Raw genomic sequence first — 16,801 nt, 5'->3', positions numbered from 1 at the left:
ACAGGAAGAACGCTGCATGCCGAGGATCCGCCCCGCCCACATCGATGACCTGCCCGCGATGAGCGCGGTATGCCTGGCCGCATTCACTGCGGCCGTCGCGCCCTCGCTCAGCGCGGCCGGCATCGCTACGTTCGGCAGTGTCGCCGCCGCCGATGCGTTCGCTGCACGCCTGCAGGGTGACAACCACATCCTGGTGGCCGAGCAGGACGGCCGCATCCTCGGCGTGGTAGAGCTGAAGGAAGGCCGCCACCTGGCGATGCTGTTCGTCGATCCCGCCTGCCAGGGCCAGGGCATCGGCCATGCCCTGTTCGAAGCCGTGCTGCCGCACCTGCGCACACCGGTGCTGACCGTGCGCGCCTCGCTCAACGCAGTGCCTACCTACCTGCGCTATGGCTTCGTGCTGGACGGTGATGTCGGCGAGTTCAACGGGCTGGTGTACCAGCAGATGGTGCGGGCAGCCGCCTGAGGACAGCGGGTGTCATGCCCCGCTGCACGGCCGATATAAGCAAACTGAATCAGCACACTCCCCGGCCATTCCTACAATGGACTGTCCCCCCTTCGAGATGCCGCCGATGCGCGTCGCGCTTTCCGTGTTGCTGCTGGCTTCGGCGCTGAGCGCCTGCACCCCGGCCCCGGTGTCCACCGCCAGCTCCGCCGAGGCGCCCGCGCCGGCGTCCGCCATCGCCTGGCGCCAGGGCGATGTGGACGATGCCTTCGCCGAGGCCGCCGACAGCGGAAAGCCGGTGCTGCTGTACTGGGGCGCGGTCTGGTGCCCGCCGTGCAACCAGCTCAAGGCCGGCCTGTTCAAGGACCCGGCGTTCATCGCGTTGACCGGCAAGTTCGTGCCGGTCTACCTGGATGGCGACGAGGAAGGGGCACAGGCCTGGGGCGAACGCTTCGGGGTGCGCGGCTATCCGACCCTGATCGTGCTGGACCCACAACGCAATGAGCTCACCCGCGTGGCCGGCGGCAACGACGCGGCCGAACTGACCCGTGCGCTGACCGTCGCGGCCGGGCGCCGCAGCGCCATCGCCGCCACCCTGGCGACGGCACTGGCCACGCCGGACAGGCTGGCCGCCGAAGACTGGCAGGTGCTGGGCGACTACGGCTGGGAAGTCGACGCCAACCGCCTGGCCGGCGAGCGCAGGAGCCAGGATGTGCTGCGCCAGCTGTCCAAGGCCGCACCCGACGCGGCGCTGCAACGCCGCTTCGCCCTGCTGGCCCTGGCCACCGCCGACACGCCCGCCAGCTCGCCCACCGAGGTGCGTGAGCTGCTGCAGGCAGTGCTGGCGCAACCTGCCGAAGTCCGTCGTAACCGCGAACTGCTGGGCTACGCGGGCGCGACGCTGGTCAAGCAGGCCAGTGCGGGGCCGGCCACCAGCAACACGCTGGGGCAGCAGCTGCTGGTCGCACTGGAGCGCGCAGATGCCGAGCGCGGCAACCGTGCCGACGACGCGCTGTCGCGTGCGCTGACCGAAGTGTCGCTGGCCCGTCAGCAGCAGCCAAACGGCGCACTGCCCGCGGCCCTGGTTGAGCGGGTCAAGCAGCGCGTGGCCGCTGCCGATGCCGCCGCCACCGATGCGCATGCACGCCAGGCCACGATCAGCAGCGCGGTCTACGCACTGCGCCAGGTCGGCGACGACGCGGGCGCCGAGGCGCTGTTGCTAGCCGAGCTGAAACGCAGCGAACAGCCGTACTACTACATGCCCGAGCTGGCCGAACTGGCCGAGCAGCGCGGCGACACCGCCGGTGCGCTGGAGTGGCTGAAGCGCGCCTACGATGGTGCGCAGGGCCCGGCCACCCGCGTGCAGTGGGGCGTGCTGTACGTGGAGGGCCTGTTGAAGCTGGCGCCGGACGATGCACCACGCATCGAGCAGGCCACCGCCTCGCTGATCGCCGAACTGGAAGCGCAGCCGTCGGGCTACCACCAGCGTACCCGCCAGCGTTTCGAGCGCCTGGCCGGGCAGTTGAAGACGTGGAGCGGCAAGCACCAGGGCGCCGAAACACTGGCGCGGCTGCAGCAGCGGATGCAGCAGGCCTGCGGCGATCAGGGCGATGGTGCGTGCAAGGATTGGTTGAGTTGAGTTGATGAAGGCGCTGGCGGCTGGTTCGCCTGCCGGCGCTTTTGTTGATATCGGCTGTGACGGGGGAAGGGGCTGGCCGGAACACGCCGTAAACCCATCCTTGGGGGCTCGATGGCGCCATCCATGGCGCCAACGGTCCCGGCCAGCCCCTTCCCCCGCCACCCGACAGTTTCCTGCGAGCGCGGGCAGCGCAACAGCGCGCCGGTGAGGTTCGAAAAGCGGGTTCTGGTAGTGCCGGCCGCTGGCCGGCAACCCGACCTTCGCTGATTGCCGGCCAGCGGCCGGCACTACCATGCCGCTCCTGCTCCTGCCTTTGACTCCGTCTCCGCGCCAGCGCAGGGAGCTGTCCTGCAGGGGCGATGGGTCAGCGCAGGACCGTTGGCGCCACGGATGGCGCCATCGAGCCCCCATGGATGGGTTCACGGCGTGTCCTGCGCTGACCCATCAGCCCCTGCCTGCCAGGAAGAATCAAGGCGACGAACGCGCACGCATTTCAATCCCGCCCCTTGACCTCAACCAATGTTGAGGTGCGATAACAATCTCCCCACGGCCAGCCCCTGGCCTTCCCCACGGAGATTGCTTCGATGTCGTACTCGCTTCCCCCGCTCCCCTACGCCTACGACGCCCTTGAGCCGCACTTCGATGCGCGCACGATGGAGATCCATCACAGCAAGCACCACCAGGCCTACGTCAACAACCTCAATGCCGCCATCGAACAGGCCGGCATCGCCGAACAGCCGGTCGAGGCGCTGATCGCCAACCTCGGTGCAGTGCCCGAGGCGCAGCGTGGCGCGGTCCGCAACAACGGCGGTGGCCACGCCAATCACAGCCTGTTCTGGACCGTGCTCAGCGCCGACGGTGGTGCACCCGATGAGGAACTGGCCACCGCCATCGACCGTGACCTGGGCAGCTTCGATGCCTTCAAGGACGCCTTCAGCAAGGCCGCGCAGACCCGTTTCGGCAGCGGCTGGGCCTGGCTGACCAGTGACCGCGATGGCCGCCTGCAGGTCGAAAGCAGCGCCAACCAGGACAGCCCGCTGATGGGTGCAACCGTGGGCCTGTCAGGCAATACCCCGATCCTCGCGCTGGACGTCTGGGAACACGCCTACTACCTGCACTACCAGAACCGTCGCCCGGACTACATCGGTGCGTTCTTCAACATCATCAACTGGGCCGAGGTCGGCCGGCGCTACCGCCAGGCCCGGGCCTCATGAGCGGCGAGACAGTGCCGTACGCCGGGCCGTGGGCGGGGGTCTTCCCCGCACCGGCGCCGGTGCCGTCGGTCGAGATGCCGCCGCGTGCCCTGCGGCGGCTGCTCGGCCATTTCCCGACCGGCGTGGCCATCGTCTGCGCGCGCGATGCACAGGGCAAGCCGGTCGGCCTGACCATCAACTCGTTCGTACCGGTCTCGCTGCAGCCACCGCTGGTGCTGTGGAACCTGGCGTTGCACGCGCAGAGCCTGTCCACCTTCCAGCGCGCCACCCGCTTTGCAATCAGCGTGCTGGCGGCCGACCAGGAAGCGCTGGCCCGGCGCTTCGCCGATCCGCAGGTCCGCAATCGCTTCGACGGCCTGGCATTGCTGGATGACGACGAGGACGCCCCACCCCGCATCGCCGGTGCGGTCGCCCATCTCACCTGTACTCGCCACGCACAGTGGCCGGTGGGCGATCACCTGCTGCTGGCCGGCCGCATCATCGACGTGCACGAAAACGGCGGCGCGCCGCTGCTGTTCCATCGCGGCCGCTTCCAGCCCGGCCCGGCCGAACTGCTGGTGGAGGTGCGCGGATGAACATCGAAGCTCTGGAATGCATGCTCGCCGCCGGCAAGGATGGCGCGCTGCTGCGCTTCGGCCTGGGCAAGGGCTGGCTGGATGCCGGCAACCCGGTGCGCGCGGCCACCCATCTGGGCCGTTGCGTGGTGCTTGATCCGCAGTACTCGGCGGCGTGGAAGCTGCTGGGCAAGGCCTGGCTGGCCAGTGGCCAGCCGCAGGCGGCGCGCGAAGCCTGGCAGCGCGGATTGAGCGTGGCCGGCAGCAAGGGCGACCAGCAGGCACGCAGGGAAATGCAGGTGTTCCTGCGCCGCCTGGACCGCGAGCAGGCGGAGCCGGCGAAGGCGGGCTGAGTTGATCAGCCCGCGTTGGCCGATGCCGGTGCGGACATGATGTCCGACATCGGCAGGCGACGCGGCTTGCTCGGGAACGCGTGGCGCAGGATGCGCCAGACCACCTGGCCGAACTGGCGCGGCAGCGAGCCGTTGTTGTAGTGCTGGCCGTAGCGACGGCAGATGTCCTTCACTTCCTTGGCAATGGCCGCATAGCGGTTGGCCGGCAGGTCCGGATAGAAGTGATGCTCGATCTGGTGGCTGAGGTTGCCCGACAGCACGTTGATCAGGAAGCCGCCGCTGATGTTGGATGAACCGCGCAGCTGGCGCAGGTACCAGTGGCCGCGCGATTCATTGCGCAGGCATTCCTTCGGGAAGGTTTCCGATTCGGCGGTGAAGTGGCCGCAGAAGATGATCACGTAGGTCCAAATGTTGCGCAGTCCGTTGGCCACCATGTTGCCCAGCATCACGGTGAGGAAGAACGGGCCGGCCAGCAGCGGGAAGAACACGTAGTCCTTCAGCACCTGGCGGGCCATTTTCCGCGCCACCGGGCGGGTCTGCAGCCACATCGCACGGCCGCTGATGCGACCCTTCAGCCAGCGGCCCAGGCGCAGGTCCTGCGCGGCCACGCCCCACTGGAACAGCAGCGCGAAGATCGGCGCGATGATCGGCTGCAGCAGGTAGAACGGCTTCCAGCGCTGCTCCGGGAAGATGCGCAGCAGGCCATAACCGATGTCATCGTCCATGCCACGCACGTTGGTATAGGTGTGGTGGCGGAAATTGTGGGTCTTGCGCCAGTTGTCGGCAGTGGCAACGATGTCCCACTCATAGGTATTGCCGTTGAGCTTGGGGTCGCCGGTCCAGTCGAACTGGCCGTGCATGACGTTGTGGCCCAGCTCCATGTTCTCCAGGATCTTCGACAGCGCCAGCAGCAGCGTGCCGGTGATCGCGGCCGGCCACAGCAGTGGCATCCAGAGCAGTGGCGAGAACGCCGCCAGGAACAGCAGGCCACGGCCCCCCACGCCAAACCAGCGCACGGCGGCGGCCACGCGGCGGATGTAGCGGGTATCGGAGGCGCCGAGGCTGCCGATCACACGGTCGCGGATCGCGTCGAGTTCCTCACCGAAGGCATGCATCTCGGCAGTACTCAGGGCACGGTCGGTAGCGCGGGTCATGGCAGGCGTCCTCAGAGATCCAGGGTCAGGTCGGTGGTCGGTGCGCTCACGCAGATCCGTACCGGCTGCGCCGATTCGGACTGCAGGTCGCCGGTGCGCAGGTGGCGGGTGGCGCCACTGACGCGGTCACAGCTGCAGGTGTTGCAGATGCCCATGCGGCAGCCATGCCTGGGCTTGATGCCATGGGCTTCCAGGCTTTCCAGCAACGAGCTGCCACGCGGCACGCTCAGCTGGCGGCCACTGCGCGCCAGCGTCAGCACGACCTCCCCTTCACTGCTGGCGTCACGCAGCGGTGCGGGAGGAGTGAACGCTTCCGCCTGGAAACCGGTGACCTGGTGCGCCAGGCGTTCGCGGGCGGCGGCAACGAAGCCGTCCGGGCCGCAGGCCAGCACATGGCGCTGCGCCAACGGGGTGTCATCGCCCACCACCTGCAGGTCGTGGGCATCGATACGTGCGGCGGGCACATCCCCTTCGCGGGTGGTCAGCAGGTGCACACGCAGGTTCGGCTGGCTGGCGGCCAACGCCTGCAGCTCATCACGGAACTGCAGGTGGGCGGCGCTGCGTTCCCAGTAGAACAGGTCCACCGGCGCTGCCAGCGGGCGCTGGCAGGCGTCGCGCAACAGGCTGCGCATCGGCGTGATGCCACTGCCGGCAGCCAGCAGCAACACCGGCGCCGCAGCCGGCATGTGGAACTCGCCGAAGGCGGCATCGAGGCGGAACAGTTCGCCCGGCTGCGCGTGGTTGACCAGGTGCTGGCTGACGAGGCCGCCGTCGATCGCCTTGACGGTGATCGCCAGCTCGCGCCGTCCCAGTGCGGTGGGGCTGTAGCTGCGCTGCCACAGGCGCCCTTCAATCTCCACGCCCAGGGTGACGTGCTGGCCGGCGCGCATGCCGGCCCAGTGCCGGTTGGTGCGCAGGACCAGGGTCGCCGCGCCCTCGCCGGCCGGCTCTCGCCGGACCAGGCGGGCCACCGGCTCGCGCAGGGTCCACAGGGGATTGAGCTGGCCCGCCCAGAAATCGAACAGCGACGGCGAGACCCAGCGGTACGGAGAGAACAGGGACGGACGGACGACAGCGCTCATGGGCGAACTATACGGGCGCACATACACCTGTGTATACATGTGTATATTGAACCGGATTGGGTATGATTCAGCCTCGCCCCACCGGAACCCCCATGGCCGCCGCCACCGCCTTGTCGACGCCTGAAGATGCCAACAGCCCGGCCCGCCGTACGGTGAGCCGCGAGGACCTGCTGGCCGCCGCCCTGAAACTGATCGGGCCGCACCGCAGCCTGTCCACGCTCAGCCTGCGCGAAGTGGCACGTGAGGCCGGCATCGCGCCGAACAGCTTCTACCGGCAGTTCCGCGACATGGACGAACTGGCCGTGGCGCTGATCGACGCCGCCGGCCGTTCGCTGCGGACCATCATCGGCGAGGCCCGCCAGCGTGCCACCTCCACCGCCACCAGCGTGGTGCGGGTTTCGGTGGAGACCTTCATGGAACAGCTGCGCGCCGACGACAAGCTGCTGCACGTACTGCTGCGCGAAGGCGCGGTGGGTTCGGACGACTTCAAGCACGCGGTCGAACGTGAGCTGCACTATTTCGAGGAAGAGCTGCAGCACGACCTGGTGCGCCTGGCCGCGCTGGACGGCGCCGTGCTGCATGCCCCGGAACTGGTGGCCAAGGCCATCACCCGGCTGGTGTTCGCGATGGGTGCCACCGCCATGGACCTGCCGCCGGAGAAGGACCCGGAGCTGATCGAAGAGATCTCCACGATGATCCGCATGATCATCGTCGGCGCCCGCACGCCCGCCGCGTTCCGCCGCGGCTGACGATCGCCCCCGGGGTCGGATCCCTTTCCAAGGGAAAGGGCTCTGACCCCAACCACACAGCAACACCAACCTCCGTGCATGACCACAGGCAGGGTTGCGGCTGCCAAATGTAATGTTATAACACGGCCATGATCTGGCTCGGTCGGCGTTCCGCTCGGAATGACTGCGGCTTCCTTATATAGCACTTGCTATATTGATAAGCCACTGCTTTCATATGCGTCAGCCAGGTCGCCCTCGCCGCCTTTCTTTCCCCAAGGACGACGCCCTCATGCCCGTTGCCACGCCCCTCTTCGATCGGCTGCCCCTGGCCGCCGCCATTGCCCTGACCCTGCCGCTGCCTGCACTGGCCGCCACTCCGAAACCGACCGAACTGGACCGTGTGCAGGTCAAGGTGAGCACCGCCACGCGCAGCGAACGCCTGCTGTCGGACGTGCCGATCCGCACCGAGGTGCTGCGCAAGGAAGACATCGCGCTGCGCGCGGCCACCGACTTCTCGCGCGCCGCCGAGCTGATCAACGGCCTGCGCGTGGAGAGCAACTGCCAGAACTGCAACACCAGCGAAGTGCAGCTGCTGGGCCTGCCCGGTGCCTACAACCAGCTGCTGTTCGATGGCATCCCGCTGCTGTCCACGCTGGGCAGCGTGTACGGCCTGGAACAGATCCCGGCCGGGTTCGTCGACCGCATCGAAGTGGTCAAGGGCGGTGGCTCGGCGCTGTACGGCCCGGGTGCGGTTGCCGGTGTGATCAACCTGATTCCGCCGCTGCCGGCGCGCAGTGGTGGCCATGTGCAGGCCGGCGTGGATGTCCTGAAAGGTACGCCGCAGAAGAACGCCGACGTGCGGCTGGACCTGGTGGCCAAGGAAGGAGACGCCGGCCTGTCCGTGATTGCCCAGCGCAACTGGAACAACGGCATCGACTACAACGGTGACGGCTACACCGAGATCACCCGCAAGAACCTCAACGTCGGCGGGCTGCAGGCCTGGTACGCGCCCACGCCGGGCACGCGGCTGCGCCTGGACCTGCAGGTAACCGATGAAACCCGCCGCGGCGGCAACCGCCTGGACCAGCCCGAATACCTGGCCAACATCGCCGAATCGCTGGATACGAAATACCGGCGCGGCAGTGTGTCGTGGGACCAGGAGATCACTGCCGACGTCGATTTCCGCCTGGCCTACGCCTTCGCCGACATCGACCGCGACAGCTTCTACGGCGGTCTCGGCGACGTAGTCACCGATCCGTCCGCACCCGGCTATGACCCGTCGCAGCTGGACCGCAACGTGGCCGGCAGCGCGGCCTCGAGTTCGTGGCGCCAGTACGGCCGCACCCACAACCCGCTGCACTACATCGACAGCCAGTTGAACTGGCGGCTGGGCGCGCATGCGCTGGCCTTTGGCGTGCAGTACAAGCACGAGGCGCTGCGCGACGACAACCGCACCGGTGACGGGCAGCGTCTTGCGGTGCTGGAGGATGCGACCTTCCACAACCTGGGCGCATTCATCCAGGACGAATGGAGCCTGCACGACAACGTCGACCTGGTGCTGGGTGCACGCGTGGACAAGAGCTCGGAACTGGACAGCGCGGTGTTCTCGCCGCGCATCGCGCTGGCCTGGCAGGCCACGCCAAACCTGAAATGGCGGGCGGGCATTGCCACCGGCTTCCGTGCTCCGGAGATCTTCGTTGAGGATGTGCATGTCGATACGCTCGGCGGCGAGCAGGTGCGCGTGCGCAATACCGATGGCCTGAAGGAGGAGCGCGCGTTGACCACCCTGTTCGGCTTCGACTGGCGCTCGGACCCGGCCAATCCGGTGTGGAGCTGGGATGCTACCGCCTCCTATGCACGCATCCGCGATACCTTCGCGCTGGGCGAGATCCAGCGCGGCGATGACGGCCAGCTGAGCCAGCTGCGTTACAACGCCTCCGGCTCGAACGTGCTGGGTGCGGAAACCAACCTCGGCTGGCAGCCGTCGCCGCAGTGGCGCCTGACCGCCGGTGCCTCGTGGTACCGCTCGCGCTTCCGCGAGCCGCAGCGCATCTTCGACGACAGCGGCGACGGTGGCGACACCGTGATCGAAAGCCGCGACTACCTGAAGACTCCGCGCTGGACCGGCCTGGCCCAGCTCAGCTGGATGCCGGCCGAACCGTGGGAGACCTTCGTCGCGCTGCGCCATACCGGGCCGATGTCGGTGCTGAACAACCGGTTGGGCGAACTGCACCGCACGCGTTCGTTCCTGGTCACCGATCTCGGGGCGCGCTGGCACCGCCATCTGGGCGCACAGGCGCAGCAGGAAGTGTCGGTAGCCGCGGGCGTCAAGAACGTGTTCGATCAGCGCCAGAAGGATCTGGAAGTGGGCGCGCTGCGTGACAGCGACTATGTCTACGGGCCGCGCTTCGCGCGCTCGTGGTACGTCAACCTGCGCTATGCGTTCTGAAGCGCTGCGAGCGTTGGTGCTGGCCTGTGCCGTGCTGCCGGCCGCACCGACGGTGGCTGCGGACCTGCACGCGCAGGTCTCGGCCTCGTTGATGCGGCCGGAGCAGCGCTCGCTGCGGCCGATGCAGTGGTCGCCGCCGCCGAAGCTGGTCGCGCTGTACTTCGGTGCCGACTGGTGCGCACCGTGCCATGCGTTCGTCCCCACGCTGCGCAGCGTGCGCGACGCATTGCGCGAGGCCGGCGCCGATACCGAAGTGGTGTACGTCAGCCTGGATGAGAGCGAGAGCGCGCTGCGCCGCTACACGCACGCGCAGGACATGCCGTGGCCGGTGCTGGACCCGCGCCGCGCCGCGCGCATGCCGGCGCTGCAGGCATTGGCCGGGCTGGCACCGCCGAACCTGGTACTGATCGATGCCGACGGCACGGTGCTGGCCAACGGCTGGCAAGGCCGGCGCTATGAAGGCCTGCAGCCGGTGTTGAAGGAATGGATGAAACGGGCGTGTGCGCAGCAGCAGGCGCGCTGCCCGCCCGATCTGTAGAGTCGAGCCACGCTCGACGCATTCGATCACCGTGCGAACGGCAGCCGAGCATGGCTCGGCTCTACAAAAACCGGGATCGCACGAACGGCCGGAGGCCATGGCCCGGCGCTACCGTTACGGCGCCTCGCCCTCGGCCTTGCGCACGAAGGCTTCGAACAATGCCAGCGTCTGCTCGCTCACATGGTGCTCGATGCCCTCGGCATCGCGCCGCGCGGTATCTGCGTCCACGCCCAGCGCCAGCAGGAAACGCTCCACGGTCTGGTGGCGCTGGCGGCTGGCGTGGGCCAGCGCCTCGCCTTCCGGGGTCAGGAACACGCCACGGTACGGCCGCTGTACCACCCAGCCATCACGGGCCAGGCGCCGCAGCATCTTCGCCACGGTGGGCTGGGCCACGCCCAGTCGGGTGGCGATGTCGACCTGGCGGGCCTCGCCGCCGTCGGCCAGCAGGTCCGAAATCAGCTCGACATAGTCCTCCACCAGCTCCATCCGGTGCGCCTCGCGCACTTGCCGGAAACTCTCGACCTGGCGCTCGGCCTCGATCAAGGGGGTGCTTTTCAGCGATGTCGAATCGTCGGTCTTGCCCACGCCTGCGCCTGTCCTTCCGGTGCAATCCGGTCTTGAACCTGAATTCTGGACCAGTCACACGATAAAGACGATTGTTTCACATTGCTAATGACTATAGCAGGAGCTATATTCGGACCCATGAACACCCTGGCGCCCCGCGACCCTTCGGCCTCCACTCCGGCCAGCCTGGGTGCGCTCAACGCCTCGGTCGCGGTGCCCGACAAGGGCCATTGGTGGTTCCGCCTGCTGGCCTTCCTCGGCCCGGGCTACATGATCTCGGTCGGCTACATGGACCCTGGCAACTGGGCCACTGACCTCGCCGGCGGTTCGCGCTTCGGCTACCTGCTGCTGTCGGTCATCCTCATCTCCAACCTGATGGCGGTGATCCTGCAGGCGCTGTCGGCGCGGCTCGGCATCGCCACCGGCATGGACCTGGCGCAGGCCTGCCGCGCGCGTTACCCCAAGCCGGTGAACCTGGCGTTGTGGGCGCTGTGCGAGGCGGCGATCATCGCCTGCGACCTGGCCGAGGTGATCGGCACCGCCATCGCACTGAAACTGCTGTTCGATCTGCCACTGCTGTGGGGTGCGGTGATCACCGCGCTGGACACGCTGCTGGTGCTGCTGCTGATGAACCGCGGCTTCCGTGCGCTGGAAGCGTTCGTGATCGCGCTGCTGATGGTGATCTTCGGCTGCTTCGTGGTGCAGATCGCGATGGCGGCGCCGCCGGTGATGGCGGTGCTGGGCGGCTTCATTCCGCGCGCGCAGGTGGTGACCGATCCGCACGCGCTGTACATCGCGATCGGCATCATTGGTGCCACCGTGATGCCGCACAACCTGTACCTGCATTCGTCCATCGTGCAGACCCGCGCCTACCCACGTACCGATGAAGGCCGCCGCAGTGCGCTGCGCTGGGCGGTGACCGACAGCACCCTTGCGCTGACCCTGGCGCTGTTCATCAACGCCAGCATCCTGATCCTGGCGGCGGCGGTGTTCCATGCCAATGGCCGATTTGATGTGGAAGACATCGAGCAGGCGCACCAGCTGCTGGCACCGATGCTGGGTGTGGGCGCGGCGGCGACGTTGTTCGCGGTGGCCCTGCTGGCCTCGGGCCTGAATTCGACGGTGACCGCCACGCTGGCCGGCCAGATCGTGATGGAAGGCTTCCTGCACCTGCGAATGCCGCCGTGGCTGCGTCGGCTGATCACGCGTGCGCTGGCCATCATCCCGGTGGTGGTGGTGATCCTGCTGTTCGGCGACCAGGGCGCGGTGAAGCTGCTGGTGCTGAGCCAGGTGGTGCTGTCGATGCAGTTGCCGTTCGCGATCATCCCGCTGGTACGGATCGTGACCGACAAGGTGACGATGGGCGCGCTGGTCGCACCGCGCTGGCTGGGCGCGATCGCCTGGGTGATCGCGCTGGTGATCGTGGTGTTGAACGTGAAGCTGCTGGTGGACACCTTCGCCGGGGCGTAAACCGCATCCCTGGGGTCGGACCCCTTGCCGCAGGCAAGGGCTCCGACCCCGCCATCTCCATGCTACAGATGCAACGCAATCGCGGTCTCGATCTGCTGCGGCGACTGGAACCCTGCCAGGCGGGTACGTTCGTCCCCGTCACGGAACAGCGAGAGCGTCGGCGTCTGCCGCAGCCCCAGTTCCCTGAAGAACGCCTCGCCCAGCACCTCCAGCTGCACGCGCAGCAGCGTGGTGCCCTGCCCCGCGACGCTGTTGGCCACCCGGTGCAGCGACATCTCCAGCATCCGGCACCCCGGGCACTGGTCCTTGTGGAAGTCCACCAGTACGCGCGGGTGTTCGGCCAGCAGCTGCTGGAACTGCTCAGGCGTGGTGGCGTCGATGATCTGCATCGCTGTTGCTCCAGTAATGGGCCAGGACCGCATCGGTCCAAGCCTCGATGGCCGCGGCATGGCGCTCGCCATGCGGCATCTGTTCGATCTCCAGCGGCGGATAGTCGCTGTGGAAGTAGCGGATCAGCCGGTGCACAGCACCGCAGTAGTACTCCTGCCCCCACTGTGTCTCGCCGGTACCGAACACCGCCAGCTGCCGCGGCCGCTCGCCGCGCTCGGCGATGCCAGCCACCCATGCCTTCATCTCCGAAGGCGTGCGGCCGGCGTTGTCGGTCCAGCAGCCCAGCAGCACCAGGTCGGCCTCGTCGGCCGCCAGGGACGGCGCCTGCTGCAGGTCGTCGGCCTCCTGCCAGTGCACGGCATGGCCTGCAGCGCGGCAACGCTCGGCAATCTGCCGGCCAAGCTCGCGGGTGTTGCCGCTCAGTGAGGCCACCACCAGCAGGATGCTCAGCGCCGTGCCGGACTCAGAGGTCGTCGAAGCCGTTGTCGACGTTGGTCTTCTTGTAACTTGCATTGCGCATCTCGAAGAAGTCGGTCTTGGTCTCGGTGAAGTTGTCAGCGTAGGCCTTGATCCACGGCATCACGTTGTCGGTGGTGTCGCTGTACAGGCGCTCGATGCCGAGCATGCCGGCCATCTTGTTGGCGCGGTACTTCACGTAGCGCGTCATTTCCTCCACATCGATGCCATCGATGCCGTCCAGTACTTCCGATGACCACTGGGTTTCCAGTTCGATGGCGTGCTCGAACGCCTGGTGCACATAGGCGGTCAGCTCGTTGGTCTGCAGCTCCGGGTTCTCGCCGATGATGGCGCGGATCAGCTCGCTGATGAACTTGGTATGGGCCAGTTCGTCGCGGTTGATGAAACTGATGATCTTGCCGGTGCCGGTCATGCGGTTCTGCCGCACCATGTTGTAGAAGTACGCAAATCCGGAATAGAAGTTGATGCCCTCCAGGATCGAGGACTGGATCAACGACTTCAACAGGGTCTCGGCGGTCTTCTCGCGCATGAAGTCGTCATACGCGCCCATGATCGGCGCGTTGCGCTTGATGATGGTCGGATGGGTGCGCGCCAGTTCAAATACGCGGTTCTGGTTCGGCAGGTCGGTGATCGAGGCCAGCACATAGCTGTAACTCTCGTTGTGGATCACTTCCTGCTGGCCGATGATCGCGGCATTGGCATGCGCGGCCGGGTCGGTGATGTACTCGGCCACGTTGTAGATGAAGCGCGTCTGCGGTGAGTCGAGCGTGGCCAGCAGGCCGATGATCGAGTCGTAGGCGTTCTTTTCGCGCCCGGACAGCTCGCCGTACTGGCGCGCATCGGCCTTCATGTCGACCTCGTCGGGGATCCAGAAGTTGGTCGACAGCTCCTTGTAGGCCCGATAGAACGACGGGTACGGGATGTCATTCCAGTTCAGTATCCCGCTGGTGCGGCCGTTGATGATGCCGGTGCTGCGGTTGGAATGGCGCGGTTCGAGGATCTTGATGCGGTCGAGGGGGGTTGCCATGGTCGTCTACCTTCGTATTACGTGCGTTGCAGATGTAGAGCCGAGCCCATGCTCGGCTGCTCTTCGCGTCGGAGCCGAGCGTGGGCTCGGCGCTACAGGGGCCGCAGCGGTCAGCTGGCGCACCACTCGCATTCGCTGATGTCGATGTCGTTGGAGCGCACGTAGTAGGTGGTCTTCAGGCCCTCGCGCCAGGCGCTCAGGTGCAGCTCCAGCAGGGTGCTGGCGCGGATCGTGCTGGGCACGTACAGGTTGAAGCTGATCGACTGATCAACATGGCGCTGGCGACGCGCGTTCTGGCGCACGCTGGCGAACTGGTCGACCTTGTAGGCCCCCTTCTCGTAGTACGGCCAGGTTTCCAGCGACAGGCCCGGCGCTGCCACCGGCCGCCGGAAGTCCTTTTTTTCCTCGTAGTAGAACGCGCTGTAGATCGGGTCGATCGACGCGGTGGAGCCGGCAATCTGCGCGGTGCTCATGTTCGGCGCCACCGCCAGCAGCCAGCCGTTGCGCAGGCCGTGCGTGGCGACCTCGCGCGCCAGGCTGTCCCATGCGGCGCCAGTGTAGTCGCGATCACGGAAGTAACGCCCGTTGTGCCAATCGCTGCCGGTGAACATCGGATAGCTGCCCTTTTCCTTCGCCAGTTGCGCGCTGGCCTGGATGGTCAGGAAATTGATGCGCTCATACAGGCGGTCGGCCAGCTGTTCGGCATCCGGTGAATCCCACTGGATCGCCTGCTGCGCCAGCAGGTGGTGCCAACCGAACGTGCCCAGTCCGATGGCGCGGTACTTGCGGTTGGTGATCGTGGCCTGCGGCACCGGCAGTGCGTTGAGGTCGATCACGTTGTCCAGCATGCGCACCTGGATCGGGATCAGGCGCTCCAGCACATCGGTGGCCAGCAGGTCATCCGGCGCATGGATCGCGCGGCCGAGGTTGATCGAAGACAGGTTGCAGACCACGAAGTCGCCGGCGCGGCGTGTGGTGACGATCTGGTCGCCGCTGACGATCTCCTGGATCATCCGCGTCGGGCTCATGTTCTGCAGGATCTCGGTGCACAGGTTGCTGGAATAGATCATGCCGGCGTGCTTGTTCGGGTTACGGCGGTTGACCTCGTCGCGGTAGAACAGGAACGGGTTGCCGGTCTCCAGCTGGCTGAGCATGATCCGCTTGAACAGATCGATCGCCTTCACCGTGCGCCGGCTGATGCGCTCGTCGGCCACCAGTTCGGCGTAGCGGTCGCGGAAGCTGCCCGCGCCGCGCTTCTCGTCGTAGAAGTCCTGCAGGTACCAGCCCTTGGCCTGCTTCACCTCGTGCGGGTCGAACAGGTACCAGTCGGCACGGCGTTCGACTGCTTCCATGAACAGGTCCGGCACGCACACCGAGGTGAACACATCATGCGCGCGCAGGCGCTGGTCGCCGTTGTTGAGGCGCAGGTCCATGAAGGCTTCGATGTCGCGGTGCCAGATGTCCAGGTACACCGCCACCGCGCCCTTGCGCTGGCCAAGCTGGTCGACCGAAACTGCGGTGTTGTTGAGCTGCTTGATCCACGGCACCACGCCGCCGGAGGAATTGGGCACGCCCCGTATCGGCGCGCCGCTGCTGCGCACATAGCCCAGATAGGCACCCACGCCGCCGCCGTGCTTGGACACGCGGGCGATGTCGGTATTGGAGTCATAGATGCCCTGCAGGCTGTCGTCCACCGTGTCGATGAAGCAGCTGGACAGTTGCCCCCCGACCTTGCCGGCGTTGGCCAGGGTCGGCGTGGCCACCGTCATGTACAGGTTGGACAGCGCCCAGTACGCCTCGCCGACCAGCTGCATGCGCCGCTCGCGCGGCTTTTCTTCCTGCATGAGGTACAGCGCGATGGTCAGCCAACGCTCCTGCGGCAGCTCATAGACCTCGCGGCTGCGGTCGCTGGCCAGATAGCGCGTGGCCAGCAGGTACAGGCCGTTGTAGGCGAACAGGCGGTCGCGTTCCGGGTCGATCATACCGCCGGCCTGCTGCAGTTCTTCCTTCGAGTAGCAGCGCAGGATGTCGTTGCTGTAGATGCCGCGGTCAGCCAGGCTTTCCTGCAGGCCCACGTAGGATCCGTACTTCAGGCCGACATCGTAGAAGCGGTTGCGGCTGGCACGCTTGTACAGGCGGCGCAGGTAGATGCGCGCGGCAAACTGCTCCCACTCCGGCGCGACCAGGTCCACGCGCGATTCGGCCTCGCGGATCAGCAGATCGACAAGGTCATCGGCGCTGATGCTGGGCTTGCGCTCGACCATTGCCTGCACCACGCGGCGGTAGTCGCTCACATCCAGCTGCGGGAACTCGGCGTGCACCGCATCGATGCTGCGCTGCAGGCGCTCGGCGTCGAATGGCAGGCGGCGGTTGCCGGCCTCCTTGGTGATCCAGGTCGGCACGCGCTCGCCACCGGCGCGTAAGGCGTCGCCAGCGCCGGCCAGATCGGCCACGCGGAAGGTACTGTCGGTCATGGTGGTGAAGCTCCAGGCTCGCACGCGCGTTGGCGGTCGATGCCATGGCGGCCCTGCACGCGATACCGGCGCACGGGGCGGTCGGGGTGGGATGCCAAAGCGCGGGAACACCAGATCGTCGGCAACAGCCTGCGCCTGCGGCCGGTATCCGGGCCGTGGGGGCGATCTGGGTCCGCACGATGGCGGCCGCGTCGACACGGCAAGCCTTCAGGGGCGGGCCGCGGGACGTTTGCTGCGTGTCCG

The 16,801-nt window shown here is 67.1% G+C and carries 16 protein-coding genes; 9 read left to right on the top strand and 7 right to left on the bottom strand.

Annotated elements, in window-relative coordinates; genetic code table 11:
* Window positions 1-16 precede the first annotated feature (16 nt).
* From J3A72_RS11805 to J3A72_RS11785, 5 genes are all read left to right on the top strand, one after another.
* Window positions 17-466, top strand: coding sequence for a GNAT family N-acetyltransferase (locus tag J3A72_RS11805; RefSeq protein ID WP_032962518.1), 450 nt, complete (start codon window positions 17-19; stop codon window positions 464-466).
* Window positions 467-563: 97 nt separating this feature from the next.
* Complete coding sequence (locus tag J3A72_RS11800) at window positions 564-2,084, top strand: thioredoxin family protein (protein WP_069116491.1); 1,521 nt, start codon at window positions 564-566, stop codon at window positions 2,082-2,084.
* Between the two features lie 584 nt (window positions 2,085-2,668).
* Window positions 2,669-3,298: a superoxide dismutase gene (locus J3A72_RS11795; protein ID WP_046431053.1), complete on the top strand. Its 630-nt coding sequence runs from the start codon at window positions 2,669-2,671 to the stop codon at window positions 3,296-3,298.
* A complete protein-coding gene (locus J3A72_RS11790) occupies window positions 3,295-3,873 on the top strand; it encodes a flavin reductase family protein (protein WP_032962524.1) in 579 nt (192 codons plus the stop codon). Before J3A72_RS11795 ends, J3A72_RS11790 begins: the two co-directional genes overlap by 4 nt.
* Complete coding sequence (locus J3A72_RS11785; RefSeq protein WP_075077115.1) at window positions 3,870-4,205, top strand: tetratricopeptide repeat protein; 336 nt, start codon at window positions 3,870-3,872, stop codon at window positions 4,203-4,205. The genes J3A72_RS11790 and J3A72_RS11785 overlap by 4 nt, the downstream gene beginning before the upstream one ends.
* 5 nt (window positions 4,206-4,210) lie before the next feature.
* Here J3A72_RS11785 and J3A72_RS11780 read toward each other — a convergent pair whose 3' ends face one another.
* Window positions 4,211-5,359 (bottom strand): acyl-CoA desaturase, encoded by a 1,149-nt coding sequence (locus J3A72_RS11780; RefSeq protein WP_069116489.1) that lies wholly within the window; start codon window positions 5,357-5,359, stop codon window positions 4,211-4,213.
* Window positions 5,360-5,370: 11 nt separating this feature from the next.
* Window positions 5,371-6,441, bottom strand: coding sequence for a ferredoxin reductase (locus J3A72_RS11775; RefSeq protein ID WP_075077114.1), 1,071 nt, complete (start codon window positions 6,439-6,441; stop codon window positions 5,371-5,373).
* Window positions 6,442-6,533: 92 nt separating this feature from the next.
* Between J3A72_RS11775 and fabR the strand changes: the two genes are divergently transcribed.
* From fabR to J3A72_RS11760, 3 genes are all read left to right on the top strand, one after another.
* Window positions 6,534-7,190 (top strand): HTH-type transcriptional repressor FabR, encoded by a 657-nt coding sequence (gene fabR, locus J3A72_RS11770; protein WP_014647432.1) that lies wholly within the window; start codon window positions 6,534-6,536, stop codon window positions 7,188-7,190.
* 268 nt (window positions 7,191-7,458) lie between these two features.
* On the top strand, window positions 7,459-9,618 hold the full coding sequence (locus J3A72_RS11765; protein ID WP_075077113.1) for a TonB-dependent receptor: 2,160 nt from the start codon (window positions 7,459-7,461) through the stop codon (window positions 9,616-9,618).
* Window positions 9,608-10,156: a thioredoxin-like domain-containing protein gene (locus J3A72_RS11760; RefSeq protein ID WP_075077112.1), complete on the top strand. Its 549-nt coding sequence runs from the start codon at window positions 9,608-9,610 to the stop codon at window positions 10,154-10,156. The genes J3A72_RS11765 and J3A72_RS11760 overlap by 11 nt, the downstream gene beginning before the upstream one ends.
* A 114-nt stretch (window positions 10,157-10,270) precedes the next feature.
* On the opposite strand, the gene mntR is transcribed toward J3A72_RS11760, so the two are convergent.
* Complete coding sequence (mntR, locus tag J3A72_RS11755) at window positions 10,271-10,741, bottom strand: manganese-binding transcriptional regulator MntR (RefSeq protein ID WP_014647435.1); 471 nt, start codon at window positions 10,739-10,741, stop codon at window positions 10,271-10,273.
* A gap of 117 nt (window positions 10,742-10,858) precedes the next feature.
* On the opposite strand from mntR, the gene J3A72_RS11750 reads away from it, so the two are divergent.
* Window positions 10,859-12,190, top strand: coding sequence for an Nramp family divalent metal transporter (locus J3A72_RS11750; RefSeq protein WP_075077111.1), 1,332 nt, complete (start codon window positions 10,859-10,861; stop codon window positions 12,188-12,190).
* Between the two features lie 62 nt (window positions 12,191-12,252).
* Here the strand turns inward: J3A72_RS11750 and J3A72_RS11745 are convergent, their stop codons facing one another.
* The 4 genes from J3A72_RS11745 to J3A72_RS11730 all read right to left on the bottom strand — a co-directional run bounded on the left by J3A72_RS11745 (window position 12,253) and on the right by J3A72_RS11730 (window position 16,558).
* Window positions 12,253-12,579, bottom strand: coding sequence for a thioredoxin family protein (locus tag J3A72_RS11745; protein WP_075077110.1), 327 nt, complete (start codon window positions 12,577-12,579; stop codon window positions 12,253-12,255).
* A complete protein-coding gene (locus J3A72_RS11740; protein ID WP_041864216.1) occupies window positions 12,551-13,030 on the bottom strand; it encodes a flavodoxin in 480 nt (159 codons plus the stop codon). The genes J3A72_RS11745 and J3A72_RS11740 overlap by 29 nt, the downstream gene beginning before the upstream one ends.
* A gap of 13 nt (window positions 13,031-13,043) precedes the next feature.
* Window positions 13,044-14,084 carry a ribonucleotide-diphosphate reductase subunit beta gene (locus J3A72_RS11735; RefSeq protein ID WP_075077109.1) on the bottom strand — a complete coding sequence of 347 codons (1,041 nt, stop codon included), beginning with the start codon at window positions 14,082-14,084 and terminating at the stop codon, window positions 13,044-13,046.
* Window positions 14,085-14,194: 110 nt separating this feature from the next.
* Window positions 14,195-16,558: a ribonucleoside-diphosphate reductase subunit alpha gene (locus tag J3A72_RS11730; protein WP_069116481.1), complete on the bottom strand. Its 2,364-nt coding sequence runs from the start codon at window positions 16,556-16,558 to the stop codon at window positions 14,195-14,197.
* Window positions 16,559-16,801 lie beyond the last annotated feature (243 nt).

The organism is Stenotrophomonas sp. PvP093 (assembly GCF_017876915.1).
Taxonomy (GTDB): Bacteria; Pseudomonadota; Gammaproteobacteria; order Xanthomonadales; family Xanthomonadaceae; genus Stenotrophomonas; species Stenotrophomonas muris.
The sequence above is the reverse complement of the archived record's forward strand: the minus strand, read 5'-3'. Positions and strand labels throughout refer to the sequence as shown.

Bases quoted from the DNA above. Each gene is read 5' to 3' on its own strand.
- J3A72_RS11790 (WP_032962524.1), top strand. From the start codon at position 3,295: ATGAGCGGCGAGACAGTGCCGTACGCCGGGCCGTGGGCGGGGGTCTTC.
- J3A72_RS11730 (WP_069116481.1), bottom strand. From the start codon at position 16,558: ATGACCGACAGTACCTTCCGCGTGGCCGATCTGGCCGGCGCTGGCGAC.
- J3A72_RS11775 (WP_075077114.1), bottom strand. From the start codon at position 6,441: ATGAGCGCTGTCGTCCGTCCGTCCCTGTTCTCTCCGTACCGCTGGGTC.
- J3A72_RS11750 (WP_075077111.1), top strand. From the start codon at position 10,859: ATGAACACCCTGGCGCCCCGCGACCCTTCGGCCTCCACTCCGGCCAGC.
- J3A72_RS11735 (WP_075077109.1), bottom strand. From the start codon at position 14,084: ATGGCAACCCCCCTCGACCGCATCAAGATCCTCGAACCGCGCCATTCC.
- J3A72_RS11795 (WP_046431053.1), top strand. From the start codon at position 2,669: ATGTCGTACTCGCTTCCCCCGCTCCCCTACGCCTACGACGCCCTTGAG.
- J3A72_RS11800 (WP_069116491.1), top strand. From the start codon at position 564: ATGCCGCCGATGCGCGTCGCGCTTTCCGTGTTGCTGCTGGCTTCGGCG.
- J3A72_RS11765 (WP_075077113.1), top strand. From the start codon at position 7,459: ATGCCCGTTGCCACGCCCCTCTTCGATCGGCTGCCCCTGGCCGCCGCC.
- J3A72_RS11780 (WP_069116489.1), bottom strand. From the start codon at position 5,359: ATGACCCGCGCTACCGACCGTGCCCTGAGTACTGCCGAGATGCATGCC.
- J3A72_RS11760 (WP_075077112.1), top strand. From the start codon at position 9,608: ATGCGTTCTGAAGCGCTGCGAGCGTTGGTGCTGGCCTGTGCCGTGCTG.
- fabR (WP_014647432.1), top strand. From the start codon at position 6,534: ATGGCCGCCGCCACCGCCTTGTCGACGCCTGAAGATGCCAACAGCCCG.
- J3A72_RS11785 (WP_075077115.1), top strand. From the start codon at position 3,870: ATGAACATCGAAGCTCTGGAATGCATGCTCGCCGCCGGCAAGGATGGC.
- J3A72_RS11745 (WP_075077110.1), bottom strand. From the start codon at position 12,579: ATGCAGATCATCGACGCCACCACGCCTGAGCAGTTCCAGCAGCTGCTG.
- J3A72_RS11805 (WP_032962518.1), top strand. From the start codon at position 17: ATGCCGAGGATCCGCCCCGCCCACATCGATGACCTGCCCGCGATGAGC.